Consider the following 17,414-nt stretch of genomic DNA (forward strand, 5'->3'; position numbering starts at 1 on the left):
GGTCAGTGCATGTACTCGACCATGCGATCGTGGAAGCACTCGCATTTGTTGAGTGTGTCTTCGTCCTTGTAGTTCGTCTTCAGATAGCCATAGGCCATGCCGCAGGCGACCTTGGCTTCCGATGCCCACACGAATGCCGGCCGGGATGAATTGATCCATTCCGAACTGTTGGCGACGGCAACCGACTCGTCCATCAGCTTCACCACCTGTTGCTTGAGATCGACGATATTGTCGGTCAGCACCAGGTTGGACGTGCCGACGGTGCGGCAATAGTCGCCTACAGGTCCCTCGATGATGTCGGCGGCGAAGCCCGTCGATCCAGCCAGCAGCAGCGCGGCGGCCGTAGCCAGCAATCTTCCACAACGCTTCATGTAAGTCCCTCTCCAAACTGCAATTTTATGTTTCGCTAATGCATAGCACGGGAGCACGGCCACGCATAAGTACTAAATCGTGGCCGTGTGCTGTTGATGCTGCGTGTCGTCGTAGAGGATGTTGATCGTCCCGGCGGCCGGCGTGTTCTGCAGAACGGCGACATCCACGAAGTTGGCCGTGTTGCCCGAGCCGCTGGTGTCGACGCTCACGGCGCCGGTCGCATTGTTGTAATGCACATAGTCGGCGATGTTGCCGACTGGCGCCTTGTCGAACAACGCGCTCAAGTCGATCTTGTCGCCTTCGCCGCTATGATAGTCCGAGATCAGGTCCTTGATGTTCAGATTGTCGATTTTGAAAGTGTCAGCGCCTGAAGTGCCGGCGATGGTCGACGTGCCCGCGGGGCCTGCACCATCGAAATTGCCGAAGCCGATGTCACCAACCGCACCTGTCTGGCCATCGGCGGTGGTGAAGGTGGCTTCGCCATAGGTCAAGACCGAGCCGTCTGCCGAAACCGAGTACTGATTGTTGCTCTCGAGACCGATCTCGACGATGCCCAAGGCGGCCAGTGACTTGAACTCGCCTGGATCCGATACGCCGTTGCCGTTGGCATCCTGCCAGACACCAAATTGCGCAAAGTCGTGATCGGCGGCGGTCAGCTTGCCGTCATGGTTCGTGTCGTAGAGCTGCTCGAGCGCGGCAAGGTCGGTCTTGGCACCAGGGGCTTGCTGGGTGAACACAAACTCCGGCGCATTGCTCACCTTGCCGTCGCCGTTGAGATCGATCGCCAGGATGCCGTCATGCTGGTCGACCCACGCGGTTTTCGAAGCGACGCCGTCGCCATTGTAGTCATACGAAACGGTGGAGTGCGTCAGATCGGTGGTGTGGATCCCGTCGTGGTTGAGGTCGAGCAAGATCGGAGCGGCAACAGCGAGAGGCGCCAATCCGTCTTTCACGTGGACTGAGAAATTGGCGGTCGTTGTCGTGTCCCCGTCGCCATCCCCGAGTTGCAGGGTAAAGGGGATCGTATGGTCGACACTGGTGGAAATCGTCCCGACGCTCGTCAGGTTGAGTTTCGTCGAGCCCGAGGACTCGTACGCATCGATCCAGGCAATCTGTAATCCGGTCGGCGATTGGATGGTCACCGACGTAGCGCCGGTCGCTGGAGTAAAGGCTTGCGATGTTCCGTCGACGTAATGGGCGACGAATTCAATCTTGTTGGTGACAGGATCAACCGCGCCAAAGGTGAACGTCGCATAGGAGACGTTATCCATGGTGATACCATTTGGCGCAACATAGGGGTTGGTGCCAGCTGGATCGGTGTAAGAGTTTGCGTAAGAGTTCGGCGTTCCGAAGTCGAAACGCATGAACTCCCCTTGATCGAAATTATTGTTGTCCAGCCCCCAACCGGCTGCCGAGCCGTTCACGTTGACGTCCTGCTTCAATACCGGGTTGCCCCCCGATAGCCACGCCGCTTCCTGGCTTGGGGACATTGGGGATGAGACATCGCCTTTGTTATCGATAGACGCACCCCAGCCCGTCACCATGACGATATGCTCGTGGTTCGTCTTGCTCACATCCACAACGATGGATGCAGTTGGGCCTGCGCCGAAAGAACTGCCGCTCCCGATCGAAACAGGGGTCACCGTGCCATCGAGCGGCGCCAGCAAGTCGAACACATACTGCCCTGACGTGCCGGCGGTGGGATTGACGGTAAGGGTGAAAACCGCCGTATCGCCCGTGGTGAAGGTTCCGCTGCCGTCATTGTCGGCGTAGGCGGTCAAAACATTGCCTGACTGCGCCGTCACAAGGTGATGTCCCGCTGAGGTCAGACCAGTTGTATCGGCCGTGATTGTCATTGCTGATCCGACGCCATCGGCACCGGCGACAAAATGGAGCGTGCCGACCGCAGGCGTCTGCGAAGGATCATCGTTGGTCTGCTGATTCTGCACGGCGCCTAAAGTCGGAACGTCGTCGACGATCTCAATGGTGATCGCTGCCGAGGCATTGGCGCCGGTCTTGTCCGTAACCGTTAGCCCGAAGACGTCGGTTTCCGTTACGTTGGGCACATCGGTGGTTGGAGAGGTCAGGTGGTAGACATAGGTCGCAACCCCGGTTGCCGCATTGTAACTCGTGATCGTGAGTGTGCCGTGATCACCGTTGATTACATTGTTGTTGCCCAGATTGGCGATGAGGATGGTCGTGCCCTTGACGGTGACAGAGGCAACATCGCTCAGGCCGTCCGGATCCGAAACCTTGAATGTGCCGTCGACATCGATGGTAGTTGGACCGACCTTGGAGCCTGCGGGCAGGCCGGCTTCGTACACCACATCGTTGGCGCCACCAGGATTGCCGGTATCAACCGTGATCGTGGGTGTGTCATTGGTGCCGTTGATGACGACGGTGACCTGCTGGTCGTCCCAGGCGCCCTTGTCGTCGGTGACGCGCACCGTGTAGGTCTCGGTCACGCTCTGGCCTTGCGCCAGTGCCTGCACGGCGGCGCTGCCGTTGTTGAGGGTGTAGGTCCACTGGCCGCTGCTGTTGACGCTGAATGTGCCGTAGGCCGTGCCGGTGCCCTGCGGGCTGTTGGGGCTGACGCTCCAGGTGGCCGTGTGGCCGGTGTCGGGATCGGCCGAGGCCAGTTGGCCGCTGGTGGTCAGCGTGCTGTCTTCCGTCACGCCGCCGGCCGCGTTGCCCGCCGCATAGCTGATGACCGGGCTGTCGTTGGCGCCGGTGATGGTGACGGTCACGTTCTGGGTGGAGGTCGCGCCCTTGTCGTCCGTCACCGTCACGGTGAAGGTCTCGGTCACGCTGGCACCCTCGGCCAGTGCGTTGGTGGCGGGCTTGCTGTTGTCCAGCGTGTAGGTCCACACGCCCGTGGTCGGGTTGACGGCGAAGCTGCCATAGGTGCCGGCGGTATCGCCGCTCCAGGTGGCCGTGGCGCCCGCGTCGGGATCGTGCGCGGTCAGCGTGCCGCTCACCGTCGGCGAGCCGGCCGTCAGCGCGCCCGGATCGGTCGAGGTCGTGCCGGCAATCACAGTGCCGGGGTCGGCATTGCCGGCCTCGACGACCGCACCCGTGGTGTCGCCCGTGATCGTGGGTGTGTCATTGGTGCCGTTGATGACGACGGTGACCTGCTGGTCGTCCCAGGCGCCCTTGTCGTCGGTGACGCGCACCGTGTAGGTCTCGGTCACGCTCTGGCCTTGCGCCAGTGCCTGCACGGCGGCGCTGCCGTTGTTGAGGGTGTAGGTCCACTGGCCGCTGCTGTTGACGCTGAATGTGCCGTAGGCCGTGCCGGTGCCCTGCGGGCTGTTGGGGCTGACGCTCCAGGTGGCCGTGTGGCCGGTGTCGGGATCGGCCGAGGCCAGTTGGCCGCTGGTGGTCAGCGTGCTGTCTTCCGTCACGCCGCCGGCCGCGTTGCCCGCCGCATAGCTGATGACCGGGCTGTCGTTGGCGCCGGTGATGGTGACGGTCACGTTCTGGGTGGAGGTCGCGCCCTTGTCGTCCGTCACCGTCACGGTGAAGGTCTCGGTCACGCTGGCACCCTCGGCCAGTGCGTTGGTGGCGGGCTTGCTGTTGTCCAGCGTGTAGGTCCACACGCCCGTGGTCGGGTTGACGGCGAAGCTGCCATAGGTGCCGGCGGTATCGCCGCTCCAGGTGGCCGTGGCGCCCGCGTCGGGATCGTGCGCGGTCAGCGTGCCGCTCACCGTCGGCGAGCCGGCCGTCAGCGCGCCCGGATCGGTCGAGGTCGTGCCGGCAATCACAGTGCCGGGGTCGGCATTGCCGGCCTCGACGACCGCACCCGTGGTGTCGCCCGTGATCGTGGGTGTGTCATTGGTGCCGTTGATGACGACGGTGACCTGCTGGTCGTCCCAGGCGCCCTTGTCGTCGGTGACGCGCACCGTGTAGGTCTCGGTCACGCTCTGGCCTTGCGCCAGTGCCTGCACGGCGGCGCTGCCGTTGTTGAGGGTGTAGGTCCACTGGCCGCTGCTGTTGACGCTGAATGTGCCGTAGGCCGTGCCGGTGCCCTGCGGGCTGTTGGGGCTGACGCTCCAGGTGGCCGTGTGGCCGGTGTCGGGATCGGCCGAGGCCAGTTGGCCGCTGGTGGTCAGCGTGCTGTCTTCCGTCACGCCGCCGGCCGCGTTGCCCGCCGCATAGCTGATGACCGGGCTGTCGTTGGCGCCGGTGATGGTGACGGTCACGTTCTGGGTGGAGGTCGCGCCCTTGTCGTCCGTCACCGTCACGGTGAAGGTCTCGGTCACGCTGGCACCCTCGGCCAGTGCGTTGGTGGCGGGCTTGCTGTTGTCCAGCGTGTAGGTCCACACGCCCGTGGTCGGGTTGACGGCGAAGCTGCCATAGGTGCCGGCGGTATCGCCGCTCCAGGTGGCCGTGGCGCCCGCGTCGGGATCGTGCGCGGTCAGCGTGCCGCTCACCGTCGGCGAGCCGGCCGTCAGCGCGCCCGGATCGGTCGAGGTCGTGCCGGCAATCACAGTGCCGGGGTCGGCATTGCCGGCCTCGACGACCGCACCCGTGGTGTCGCCCGTGATCGTGGGTGTGTCATTGGTGCCGTTGATGACGACGGTGACCTGCTGGTCGTCCCAGGCGCCCTTGTCGTCGGTGACGCGCACCGTGTAGGTCTCGGTCACGCTCTGGCCTTGCGCCAGTGCCTGCACGGCGGCGCTGCCGTTGTTGAGGGTGTAGGTCCACTGGCCGCTGCTGTTGACGCTGAATGTGCCGTAGGCCGTGCCGGTGCCCTGCGGGCTGTTGGGGCTGACGCTCCAGGTGGCCGTGTGGCCGGTGTCGGGATCGGCCGAGGCCAGTTGGCCGCTGGTGGTCAGCGTGCTGTCTTCCGTCACGCCGCCGGCCGCGTTGCCCGCCGCATAGCTGATGACCGGGCTGTCGTTGGCGCCGGTGATGGTGACGGTCACGTTCTGGGTGGAGGTCGCGCCCTTGTCGTCCGTCACCGTCACGGTGAAGGTCTCGGTCACGCTGGCACCCTCGGCCAGTGCGTTGGTGGCGGGCTTGCTGTTGTCCAGCGTGTAGGTCCACACGCCCGTGGTCGGGTTGACGGCGAAGCTGCCATAGGTGCCGGCGGTATCGCCGCTCCAGGTGGCCGTGGCGCCCGCGTCGGGATCGTGCGCGGTCAGCGTGCCGCTCACCGTCGGCGAGCCGGCCGTCAGCGCGCCCGGATCGGTCGAGGTCGTGCCGGCAATCACAGTGCCGGGGTCGGCATTGCCGGCCTCGACGACCGCACCCGTGGTGTCGCCCGTGATCGTGGGTGTGTCATTGGTGCCGTTGATGACGACGGTGACCTGCTGGTCGTCCCAGGCGCCCTTGTCGTCGGTGACGCGCACCGTGTAGGTCTCGGTCACGCTCTGGCCTTGCGCCAGTGCCTGCACGGCGGCGCTGCCGTTGTTGAGGGTGTAGGTCCACTGGCCGCTGCTGTTGACGCTGAATGTGCCGTAGGCCGTGCCGGTGCCCTGCGGGCTGTTGGGGCTGACGCTCCAGGTGGCCGTGTGGCCGGTGTCGGGATCGGCCGAGGCCAGTTGGCCGCTGGTGGTCAGCGTGCTGTCTTCCGTCACGCCGCCGGCCGCGTTGCCCGCCGCATAGCTGATGACCGGGCTGTCGTTGGCGCCGGTGATGGTGACGGTCACGTTCTGGGTGGAGGTCGCGCCCTTGTCGTCCGTCACCGTCACGGTGAAGGTCTCGGTCACGCTGGCACCCTCGGCCAGTGCGTTGGTGGCGGGCTTGCTGTTGTCCAGCGTGTAGGTCCACACGCCCGTGGTCGGGTTGACGGCGAAGCTGCCATAGGTGCCGGCGGTATCGCCGCTCCAGGTGGCCGTGGCGCCCGCGTCGGGATCGTGCGCGGTCAGCGTGCCGCTCACCGTCGGCGAGCCGGCCGTCAGCGCGCCCGGATCGGTCGAGGTCGTGCCGGCAATCACAGTGCCGGGGTCGGCATTGCCGGCCTCGACGACCGCACCCGTGGTGTCGCCCGTGATCGTGGGTGTGTCATTGGTGCCGTTGATCTCGAATGTGATGGTCTTGCTGTCGGCGTCGCTGTCATGATCGGTCAGCGTGTAGCCGAGCGAGACGTTGATGGTATCGCCGCTGCCCAGCGCCTGCGTCGCGGGCTTGCTGTTGTCCAGCACGAAGCTCCAGGTACCGTTGGCATTCTGCGCCAGCGTGCCGTAGTCGGCCAGGTTGACTGTGTTGCCGTTCAGCGTGGCGGTCGCCGTGCCCCAGCCCACCGAGCCCGAAGCCGCCGGGCCGTCGGCGCCGAACGTGTTGTTGTAGTCGGTCGTGACGTTGCCCCCGACCGTGGTCGTGGCGCCGTCCTCGGTCAGCGCGCCGGCATTCGCATTGTGCGCAACCGGCACGTCGTCGACGATGACGATGCTGATGGTGCCCTCGCCATGGGTGCCGCCGATGCCGTCGACGGCGACCGCGACGCTGTCGGGCAGCGTGTTGTTGCCGTTGCCGGCAGGATGGGTCTGCGCGCCGTTGAGCGTATAGCTGTAGGCGAAGGTGGCTTCGGTGCCGCCGCCCGCCGGCGTCATGCCGGTGATCGTCAGCGTGCCTTCGCCGGTGTTGATGGTCTTGCCGACCCAGTCGGCCAGCGTGTGGGTCTCGGTGCCGATGGTCACGTCCTTGATGCCGTCGGTGGCCGTGACTTTGAATGTGCCGGTGTCGGTCTCGCTGGTGTCGGCAACCGAGGTCAGACCGTGTTCGTACACGACGCTGGCGGCGCCATCGGCATTGGCGTCGTCGCTCGGCGTGACCGTGACGGTCGCGTTGTCATTGGCGCCGTTGATCTCGAATGTGATGGTCTTGCTGTCGGCGTCGCTGTCATGATCGGTCAGCGTGTAGCCGAGCGAGACGTTGATGGTATCGCCGCTGCCCAGCGCCTGCGTCGCGGGCTTGCTGTTGTCCAGCACGAAGCTCCAGGTGCCGTTGGCATTCTGCGCCAGCGTGCCGTAGTCGGCCAGGTTGACCGTGTTGCCGTTCAGCGTGGCGGTCGCCGTGCCCCAGCCCACCGAGCCCGAAGCCGCCGGGCCGTCGGCGCCGAACGTGTTGTTGTAGTCGGTCGTGACGTTGCCCCCGACCGTGGTCGTGGCGCCGTCCTCGGTCAGCGCGCCGGCATTCGCATTGTGCGCAACCGGCACGTCGTCGACGATGACGATGCTGATGGTGCCCTCGCCATGGGTGCCGCCGATGCCGTCGACGGCGACCGCGACGCTGTCGGGCAGCGTGTTGTTGCCGTTGCCGGCAGGATGGGTCTGCGCGCCGTTGAGCGTATAGCTGTAGGCGAAGGTGGCTTCGGTGCCGCCGCCCGCCGGCGTCATGCCGGTGATCGTCAGCGTGCCTTCGCCGGTGTTGATGGTCTTGCCGACCCAGTCGGCCAGCGTGTGGGTCTCGGTGCCGATGGTCACGTCCTTGATGCCGTCGGTGGCCGTGACTTTGAATGTGCCGGTGTCGGTCTCGCTGGTGTCGGCAACCGAGGTCAGACCGTGTTCGTACACGACGCTGGCGGCGCCATCGGCATTGGCGTCGTCGCTCGGCGTGACCGTGACGGTCGCGTTGTCATTGGCGCCGTTGATCTCGAATGTGATGGTCTTGCTGTCGGCGTCGCTGTCATGATCGGTCAGCGTGTAGCCGAGCGAGACGTTGATGGTATCGCCGCTGCCCAGCGCCTGCGTCGCGGGCTTGCTGTTGTCCAGCACGAAGCTCCAGGTGCCGTTGGCATTCTGCGCCAGCGTGCCGTAGTCGGCCAGGTTGACCGTGTTGCCGTTCAGCGTGGCGGTCGCCGTGCCCCAGCCCACCGAGCCCGAAGCCGCCGGGCCGTCGGCGCCGAACGTGTTGTTGTAGTCGGTCGTGACGTTGCCCCCGACCGTGGTCGTGGCGCCGTCCTCGGTCAGCGCGCCGGCATTCGCATTGTGCGCAACCGGCACGTCGTCGACGATCTGGACCGAAAGCGTGGCGGGAGCGGAGGTGTCGCCGTCGGTGTCGGTCACGGTCACGGTCATGTTGTCGTAGATGGAATCGATGCCGGCGCCGGGATGGGGCTCGCTGTGGACAAGCGTGTAGCTGTAGCTCACCTGGCCGGTGCTGGCATCGTAGCCGGTGATGGTCAGCGTATTGCCGAGCGGCGTGGTGATGCTGACCGAAGTGGATGCGCTGTTGGCAAGCGCGGCACCCGAAATCACCTGGCCGGCGATCGTCAGCGAGCCGACGCCGTCGGGGGAGGAGATGGTGAACGTGCCGGTATTGATCTCACTGGTGTCGGGAGCCGAGGTCAGGCCCTTTTCGTACACGATGGTGTCTCCGCCACCGAGCTCGGGCGTCAGGCCGCCGATCGACGGTGTGGAATCGGGCTTGAGAAGAGACGGGAACAGCTCGCGGTTGTCCGGCTGGCCGAACGCCAGGTCCGTCGGCGGCAACAGTGCCGACAGGCCGAACCCGTCGCCGATACCGCCTGGGGGAACCGAGAAGTCTCCGCCTGCGCTCGATGTCGACCCTCCCGGGCCCGCCGACATCGACCCGTCGGCGCCAAAGGCGACATCGACATGGCTTGCTTCCAACGCCGCGATCAAGGCAACGCGCGGCACCTCGACGTCGCCTATGATGAAGGTCGGCACGTTGAGGGCGCCGTCCTTGATGACGATCACCGAACCGTCGGCCTGTTCGAGCACGAGATTGTGGCCGTCGACCTTGATGTTGTCGATCGAGACGTTGGCTGGCAGTTTCACCACGTTGCTGGTGTCGGCCACATATTCGTGCGCCGCCGCCGGGGCCTTGGCCTCCGCGGGTGGTTCCGGTTTGACGGGCGTGCCGTTGCCGACGTCGACCGGAACCGGTTCGGCGGCTGCCGGAGCCGCCTTTTGCGCCGTGGCTGCTTCCGCGACCTGAATCTGCGCCTGCGACGGCAAGCCATTGTGTTCAGAGTGCTCGTCCCAGGAATTCGAGACGGTGTCCAAATCGTTACTGTTCGTCATAGCCAAAACCCCTCCGGCATTTCCCGGAAAGAGACAGTGGCGCCTTCCACTTTGCAACTATCCTGCAATCTGTTTCATATATTCGGATATGCGGTCTTCAGGATTTTTTACGCGTGGTAAACTTGAAACATATAACCTGATATACATGGACTGGCATTAGATACGTCTTTCGCGGGTCGGCTCCGGTTGCTTGGTAAACACAAGTATAATTTGCATAAAATTTTAAACAAAATGAGACTTATCAAGTACAGGAAACTTATCCACCTTCATTTGCAATAACTTGAGGCGGAATTGGTAGCGTCCACAGTCAAAGGTGGGCGTTATGAAAAAAGAAAAATCTGCCCTGGGGGCAATCGGGCTCAAGGCGCTGCTGCTGGCAATCGGAATCACGGGCCTGCCGCAGCCATCGTCCGCGAGCGCGTTCCCGAGCAGCGTCGGTCCGGTCGATTCGCTGTTGGCAAGGGTCGAAACGCCTCCCACCCTCGGTGGTATTTCGCTGCTGCGGCCGCAGCCCTGGCAGCCCGCCTCGGCCTACAGGATCGGTTCGGTTTTCGGCAGCTACGGGCCTGCCTCCATCGATCGGGAAAGCGGCTCTTCGGCGATGCAGGGCAATGTCGGGATCGATCCCATCCAGACGGCGTCGATAATTCCCGGCGTGTTTGGATCGGTTGCGCTGTCAATGCACAATTTCCCGGTTTCCGCGCGTTGGGCACCGGTCTACAAGGCCATCGTCGACTGTTCCACGGGCAGCGCGTGCGACGGCAAGAACAGCATCTTCACCGCCATCGTCAATGTTGCCAAGGACAAGCGGTTCATCGACAAGCTGTCCTTCATCAACTCAAGCGTAAACCACGCAATCGCCTACAAGAAGGACAGCGTGGTTTACGGCAAGCTCGACTACTGGGCCAAGCCTTCGGAAACTCTCGAGCGGCGGGCAGGTGACTGCGAGGATTTCGCCATTCTCAAGATGGCGGCGCTGTTGCGCGCAGGCATTCCGGCGCAGAGCATGTCGCTCGTTGTGCTGCAGGACCGCAAGCGCGGTTTCTTCCATGCCGTGCTGTCTGTCAGCACCGGCAGCGGTGTGTTCATCCTGGACAGCCTGAGCAACGTTGTCTCGCGCGACAGCGATCTCCCCGACTATGTGCCGTTGTACTCGTTCAGCACCGACCGCGCGTGGATCCACGGCGCCAGGGCCGGCGCGGCCCAAGTCGCCGATATCAAAGGCGGCCTTGCGACGGTCGCACCTGGCGAAGGCCTGCAGCCGTAAGCGCTCTGAGAAAGGCGAAGCGCCCGGTTCGGTGCGTCTTCGCCGTGAAGTGCGCCGGGTCGCAATGGATCCGTGCGAGGCGCTTCAGCTCCTGTTTTCGCGCCTGTCGCCTTCCCGGGACGGGACATTTTCGGACGACATGCTTCAGCCGCCGAAAACGAAGGCCATCAGCAATTCCGGCTCGAGCACCGGCGCCCGCACCGCGTTCAACTGCCCACGGTAGCGGCGGTCGCCCGCCCCGATGACGAAACCGGTGGCGACCGGCGTTTCGCCATTGGCGTCGAGCCGTGCGAATATGTCGGCGACATTGAGGTCCAGGGCGAGCTTCAGGTCGTTGCGCGAATCTTCATTCGGCGCCACCGGCAATTGACGCCGGACCAGTTGCTGGAACGGCGCGTTGAAGGTCAGGATCTTCTTCGACGAAGACAGTGCGAAAGCCGGTGACGGGCAGCTGACCAGAATGGCGCTGATCGTCTTGATCGAGGCGAGCCTTCGCAAGGTCTGGTTTTCGTCGGCCAATCCGCGCATGCAGGCCACACGAATTGCCGATGTCAGGTTTCCTGTGTTGGTATGGCTTTCCGCGATCTCGTCGATGAGCATGCCGATGGTGCATTTGCGGCTTTCGGCCATCTGCTTCAGCGAGGTCCAGAAAGCCCGCTCCAGACGAATGCCGCGTCGCGTACCGCCACGCGCAACAACCCGGAATTCAAGCCCGAAATCCTCTGTCGCCATGGGTGGAAGAAGCCGCTCGCGACCGGCGAGAGGGGAGGTGGCGCTATCGCTCACTCATTGCCTCCTCACGGGCCTTGTTGATCGGCTTCAGCAGATAGGTGAGGATGGTTTTGCGTCCGGTCTTGATGTCGACCGAGCAGATCATGCCGGGGATGATCGAATAGGTCTTGCCATCCCGGGTCAGTGTCGACCTCTCCGTTGCCACGCGCACCTGGTAATAAGGCTCGCCCGTCTTCTGGTCGACCAGGCTGTCGGCGGTGATGTTGGAGACCTTGCCTTCGATGCCGCCGAAGATCGAGAAATCATAAGCGGTTATCTTGATCAGCGCGTCCTGGTCCGGCCTGATGAAGGCGACATCCCGGGGTGAAACCCGCGCTTCGACCAGCAGCGTCTCGGAAGTCGGCACGATGCCGGCCACGACCGCGCCGGGCTGCACGAAGGCACCAAGCGTGTTGACATCAAGCGTGTTCACGATCCCGTCGACAGGGGAGCGAATGTCCGTGCGCGCCACCTTGTCGGTGGCCCCGCGTATGGTTTCATCGACAACCGAAAGGTCGGCCAGCGCCTGCGTCAGATCGCTCAGCGCCTCCTGTTGCAACTGCAGGCCGAGCTCGTTGACTTGAAGCTGGGCCTCGGTGATGGCCGCCTTGGCCTTCTTGATGGTTTCACCGGCGAGGTTCAGCTGCCCATGCAGTTCGGTCTGCTCGCGCTCGACGCGGATCTGCTCGGTCCTCGCCATCAGCCCCTTCTTGACCATGGATTCGACCAGCGCGGTTTCCCGGTCGCTGACTTCGAGGTTCTTGGTGAGGCGCTCGAGATTGGCGTTGGCTTCGTCCAATTCATTCTCGCGCTGATCGAGGCGCGACTTGAGAACCGAGAGCTTGACCTGGAAATTGTCGCGGCGCGCGCCGAGCAGTTTCTGCTCGTTGTCGCAGATTTCCGGCGCCACCTTCTGAATTTCGGAAGGGCACGGAAATGAGCCTTCGAGATTACCGGCCTGTTCAAACTTGAGCCTCGCGATGCGTGTCTCCAGAGCCCGCGCCTTGGCCTGCTGCTCGCCAAGACTGGAGGTGTTGAACGTATTGTCGAGGCGGATGATGAGGTCGTTCTTCTTGACGACCTGCCCGATCGTCACGGCAATTTCCTGGACGACGCCCGGCTCGCTGGCCTGGATGATCTGGGTTTTGGATGCCGGTATGATCTTGCCTTCGCCGCGTGCGATCTCATCGACCTCGGCAAAGGACGCCCAGGCGACGGAAGACACAAAGAGTGCCCCTACGATCAATAAGGACGCCGACGCGAAGAGCGGCGGCCGATCTTCCCTTGCAAGCATGTCATATGGCCCCAACGCATTGAATACGTTAAATAAGTTTGTTTTTCAGGCGTTTGTTTTCTGCAGCGCCTGTATCACTTGGTCCTTTGGTCCGTCGGCAACGATCCTGCCTTGCTCGATGACGATAAGCCGGTCGGCCAGCTCGAGCATGCTGAAGCGGTGCGTCGAAACGATCAGCGTCGTGTTCCGGTCGAAAGCCACTTTGAGCTGCTTGATCAGTTGCCGCTCGGAGGCCAGATCCATCGACCCCGACGGCTCGTCCAGGAAGACGATCTTGGGTTTGGTCAGCAACAGCCTGGCGATCGCCATCGTCTGCCTCTGGCCGCCCGAGAGATTGGTGCCGCGCTCGCCGACATTCATGTCGTAGCCACGCGGGTGACGGGAGACGAAATCGTCGACGCCGGCGGCCTTGGCCGCTTCGACAATCTGCTCGTCGGTCGCCTCCGGACATGCCATCAGGAGGTTCTCCTTGATGGTGCCCGAAAACAGATCGTTGGCTTGCGCGACGATGCCGACTGCGGCGCGAACCTCCGATGGGTGATACTGGCGGATGTCGATCCCGTCCAGCAGCAGCTCGCCTGATGTCGGCAGGAAGAGCCTGCCGATCAGCCGGCCCATGGTTGTCTTTCCCGAGCCTATGCGGCCGATGATGCCGATCCGCTCGCCTGGCCTTACCGAGAAATTCAGGCCGGTCAGGACTTCATTTTCGGAGCCTGGATAGACAAAGCCGACATTCCTGAACACCATGGCGCCATTGCGAATGGGCCGGTTGACGAAACCCACCGTGTCCGGGCGATCCTCCGGCTGCTCCATGATCGAGTTGACCATGCGCAAGGAGAGCATGGCCTGGCGAAGTCTGGACAAGGTGATGGCGATCTGGCCAAGGGGAGACACCGCCCGGCTGGCCAGCATCACGGTGCCGATGATGGCTCCGGTGGAGACGTGCCCTTCAGAGAAGGCGTAGGCGCCGGCAACGATCAGCGCGACGGTGACCATCTGCTGGATGGCCTGCGTTATATTGCCCGCCGCCGCCGACAGTTGCTTGATCTTTTCGGACGTGTTGGACGCGTTCTTGGAATGCTCTCCCCATTTTCGCAACAGATACGCCTCGGCCCGCAGCGACTTGATCGTCTCCAGCGTGGAGATGGATTCGACCAGCAGGGCCTGCCGTTGCGAGGCCTCGTTCATGGAGGCCGCGACGCGCTTGCCGATGCTCCGCTGGGTGACCAGTCCGACGATCACGGAAGCCACGAAGGCCAGCGCCGGTATGATGACCAGCCAGCCGCCTATCGCATAGATGACCAGGAGGAAGACGAACACGAAGGCCGTGTCGATGAAAACGCTGATGGTGTTCGACGTGAAGAATTCGCGCACGAACTCATACTGCGTCACCCGATTTGCATATTCACCCGTCGAGCCCGGTCGTGCCGACAGGGATGAGTTCAGCACTTTCTCGAACAGCATGTATGAGATGCGCAGATCCGCCTTGCGCCCGGCATAGTCGATGAGGGACGCCCTGGCGGTCTTCAAAAGCAGGTCGAAAAGGATGACCGCGGCGATGCCGAGCGACAGAACCCAGAGCGTCGATATCGCCTTGTTCGGCAGGATTCTGTCGTAGACATTCATGGTGAATATCGGCGAGGCGATGGCCAGCAGGTTGATGAATACTGCCGACAGGATGACCTTCGAATAAGTGCGCCAGAACGGGCCCATCGTTCCCGTCAGCCAGTGTCGCCGCTCGATCTTCGGCGCGGAACCGACGCTCATCCCTTCGGCTGCGTTTGCATAGGTTATCGAGAAGGAAACGCCGCCACTGATGTAGCTGGCGGCCAGCTCTGATCTGGTGATGGTTACGCGGCCGTCTTCCTGGGGAGCGGTGGTGAACGCGCCGTCCTCTGTTTCGGCCAGCAGGGCAACCGGCAATTGGCCGGCGCGAAACACAATGGCGGGAAGATCGAGACGCCCCCGAAGAAAGTCGCGATGGCTGAATTCGGTGATCTCAAGGCCGATGCGCTCGGCAAGATGCCGGATGGCATCGATGTCGATACGCGTGTCCGACAGCGGCACGCCGGCGAACAGCACCGTGTGCGCGCTCGGTCTGCCGAGATACCCGGCAATGGCCGAGAAGCAGGCTTTGAACGCCTCCTTCGGGGAGAGGATATTGGGTTGCTGGTTCACGATCCGCCCACGGGGACTTTCGATCGCCCCTTACATCCGCTTACTTTTTCCTGACCGGCGCCAGGATATCGAACGGCAGATCGTTCTTCTGTTCCGAAGGGGTGCGCGCGTAGGTTTCCGTGTCGGCCGTTTCCGGTGCGGCGAACTCGGTCCGCGCGTAGGCCGCGGCCTGCTTTGGCGGGCGGATATCCATCGTCTTCAACAACTGTCCGGTCGCCGCCAGAAGCCGATATTGGGCAAAGAGCGAGGCATAGGAGGCGGTGTCGGCCAGCGTCGCCGTGTTGAACCGCGTATTCTGTGCATCCAGCACATCGAGCAGCGAGCGCTGCCCGACCTTGAATTGCTCGCGATAGGACGCAACCAGCTTCTCGTTGGAGGCGGCCTGCAGCTTCAGGGTCTTTGCCAGGTCGGCTTGCCGGAAGCGGCGATCCCAGGAGGTGCGAACGGCTTCCTCGATTTCCCGCAGCACCTGATGCATCGCGAGGCGCTGCTCGCTGGTGCGACGGATCTGCTCCTGCTCGTTGGCCTTGTCGATGCCGCCCCGGTACAGGTTCCACCGCAGCACCAGGCGTGCCTGCAGGTCGGATGTGTCACCATTGTCGCCGTCGATGTCATACCCGGCCCGGGCGACGCCTTCGGCGACGATCGAGGGGCCGTACTTCGCGCGGGCCGCGTCGACCAGGGAGGCTGCGGCGGCGATGTCGCTGTTGGCCATATGGACGCGCGGATTGCTCTCCCGCGCAAGGCCGATCGCATCGTCCAGCGACCTTGGCAGTGCGCCGGAAACATCGGCCGGCCTCGACGCATTGGTCAACGGTTTCCCGACAGTCTTGAAGAAGCGTATCCTCGAGGCCTCGAGCTCCTCCGAGGCTTCCTGCATGCGGGCCTTGGCTGCGAACAGCCGCTCTTCGGCCTGCTGCCGGTCGGCTTCGTTCAACCCGCCGCCGGCAATGCCTTCCTGGATGTCGTGCAGCATTGCTTGATGAAAGCCGAGATTCTTCTTTGCCTCTGAAACGATCGAGGCCTGAAGCATGTATTCGAGGTAGTCCTGGACAACCGAGAGGCCGATGAATTCGGACCGCTCCAAAACACGAAACGACGCGCCGTCGACGCGCGAGGCCTGGCGGTTCAGTTCGGCCCGTCTCGCACCGCTGTCATAGAGCGTTTGCGAAACCGTCAGATCGGTTTCCGCCGGATAAAGCGCGTCGTCCTGTATGGAGAGCACGCGTCGGGAGGAATTGTCGAGACGGCGAGCACCTGCCGACGCTTCCAGGTCGACGCTGGGAAGATAGAGCCCCTTGGCCTGACGCAATTCGAACTCGATTGCTTCGCGATTTTCTATGGCCTGGCCGATTTCGGGATTGGATTCGACGGCAACCGCCACTGCTTCCTTGAGCGTGAGTGCACTCGCGCTTCCGCAGGCCAACATCGTAGCCGCCATCAAAAGACCAAGGCGCCTGCCCATGGTCGACATGCTTGTCGTGTTCATCTAATCCGCCCCAACGTTTCCCAACGCTTTTTTCCAGCGCTAAAACCAAGCCTCAGCTCGCCTGATTATCCAACAATTTCACGCGATATGTGAGTGAATATTAAATTAGAAGCCAACAAAAGGAGAATTCTCACCATAAGGTTGTGAAATGTAGCAAAAATGGCACAACAACTGGCCCGTTGGGTGTGCCTGACCGTCTCCAGGAGCGGAAAGCCGAAAGGCACGGCGTGGTCCACGCGGGAGACTCTTAGGCCCGCATGAACTGAAAAGGCCGTCGCGGAAATTTGATGACGTTTCAGCCAAGATCACGCCGTGGCGGGACGAATGGACCGATGCTGAATTGCTGGCCGCCGGGATGAGCCCCCAAGCAAGCAGTCGCGCCCTGCGTTAAGCTTCACTCAATCTCTGCAGTCTATGCTGACGCCAGATTGTCGAGGATAAAATGAAGCGCAGGCCGATATTACTCTTCGCTTTTCCGGCTTTGATCCTGATGCTTCTGGCAAGCGAGCGAATAGCGACCCTGCTGCTCGGACGCTATGCCGCCAGCCCTGCCATGTGGCGGATCTGGCTTGAACTGCACCCCACGGCGATGTTCTGGCAACAGGTCCATCTTGGACTGGGCGGATCGATGGTCCTGGATGCCGTCATCCTGGTTGCGGCGGCGGCGGCGTGCTGGGGCGCTTGCCGTATGAGGCGGCCGGCCGCCTTCTTCCTCGCCAACCACGTCGCCCTGCTCTTTGCCGGACTGATGATCGCTTCCAGCAGTCATTCGGAGACGGCGAGCACTGTCGCGGCATTCCCGCTGTCGAACGGCCTCCAAGTCGCACTGATGGTCGATTTTACCTGGCAGAACAGTCTCGTGCTTGTTCTGGGCTTCGCGGCCTGTGCGTACTGCCATGTCGCGTTCCTCCGCGAAACGCGGCTGCGTGGAGAGTCTCCCGCCCTGCGTCTCATGACTTTGCGACGCGATATCTAGCCGGCGCACGGGGGCGTTCGAGAGAGTGCCAAATGATCCGGACATCAGCAGCTTCCCGGATCCGGCGGCTTCGCCAA

At 63.0% G+C, this 17,414-nt stretch carries 8 protein-coding genes; 2 read left to right on the top strand and 6 right to left on the bottom strand.

What is annotated here, in order from left to right; genetic code table 11:
- Window positions 1–2: 2 nt before the first annotated feature.
- Complete coding sequence (locus tag EB815_RS12710; RefSeq protein ID WP_065005669.1) at window positions 3–371, bottom strand: hypothetical protein; 369 nt, start codon at window positions 369–371, stop codon at window positions 3–5.
- Window positions 372–443: 72 nt separating this feature from the next.
- Entirely contained in the window at window positions 444–9,362 is an 8,919-nt protein-coding gene (locus tag EB815_RS12715) for a VCBS domain-containing protein (protein WP_171883287.1), read from the bottom strand.
- 322 nt (window positions 9,363–9,684) lie between these two features.
- Between EB815_RS12715 and EB815_RS12720 the strand changes: the two genes are divergently transcribed.
- Window positions 9,685–10,629 carry a transglutaminase-like cysteine peptidase gene (locus tag EB815_RS12720; protein WP_056565938.1) on the top strand — a complete coding sequence of 315 codons (945 nt, stop codon included), beginning with the start codon at window positions 9,685–9,687 and terminating at the stop codon, window positions 10,627–10,629.
- A gap of 144 nt (window positions 10,630–10,773) precedes the next feature.
- Here EB815_RS12720 and EB815_RS12725 read toward each other — a convergent pair whose 3' ends face one another.
- Genes EB815_RS12725 through EB815_RS12740 form a run of 4 tightly spaced genes read right to left on the bottom strand, consistent with a single transcriptional unit; the run spans window position 10,774 to window position 16,361 of the window.
- On the bottom strand, window positions 10,774–11,415 hold the full coding sequence (locus EB815_RS12725; protein WP_056565941.1) for a ribbon-helix-helix domain-containing protein: 642 nt from the start codon (window positions 11,413–11,415) through the stop codon (window positions 10,774–10,776).
- Entirely contained in the window at window positions 11,405–12,694 is a 1,290-nt protein-coding gene (locus EB815_RS12730) for an HlyD family type I secretion periplasmic adaptor subunit (protein ID WP_056565943.1), read from the bottom strand. The genes EB815_RS12725 and EB815_RS12730 overlap by 11 nt, the downstream gene beginning before the upstream one ends.
- Window positions 12,695–12,739: 45 nt before the next feature.
- Entirely contained in the window at window positions 12,740–14,872 is a 2,133-nt protein-coding gene (locus EB815_RS12735) for a type I secretion system permease/ATPase (protein ID WP_081295155.1), read from the bottom strand.
- Between the two features lie 40 nt (window positions 14,873–14,912).
- Entirely contained in the window at window positions 14,913–16,361 is a 1,449-nt protein-coding gene (locus EB815_RS12740; protein WP_081295156.1) for a TolC family protein, read from the bottom strand.
- Window positions 16,362–16,803: 442 nt separating this feature from the next.
- On the opposite strand from EB815_RS12740, the gene EB815_RS12745 reads away from it, so the two are divergent.
- Window positions 16,804–17,337, top strand: coding sequence for a hypothetical protein (locus tag EB815_RS12745; protein ID WP_056565949.1), 534 nt, complete (start codon window positions 16,804–16,806; stop codon window positions 17,335–17,337).
- The last annotated feature ends 77 nt before the right edge of the window (window positions 17,338–17,414 follow it).

Origin of the sequence: Mesorhizobium loti (assembly GCF_013170705.1) — a bacterium.
GTDB lineage: Bacteria > Pseudomonadota > Alphaproteobacteria > Rhizobiales > Rhizobiaceae > Mesorhizobium > Mesorhizobium loti_D.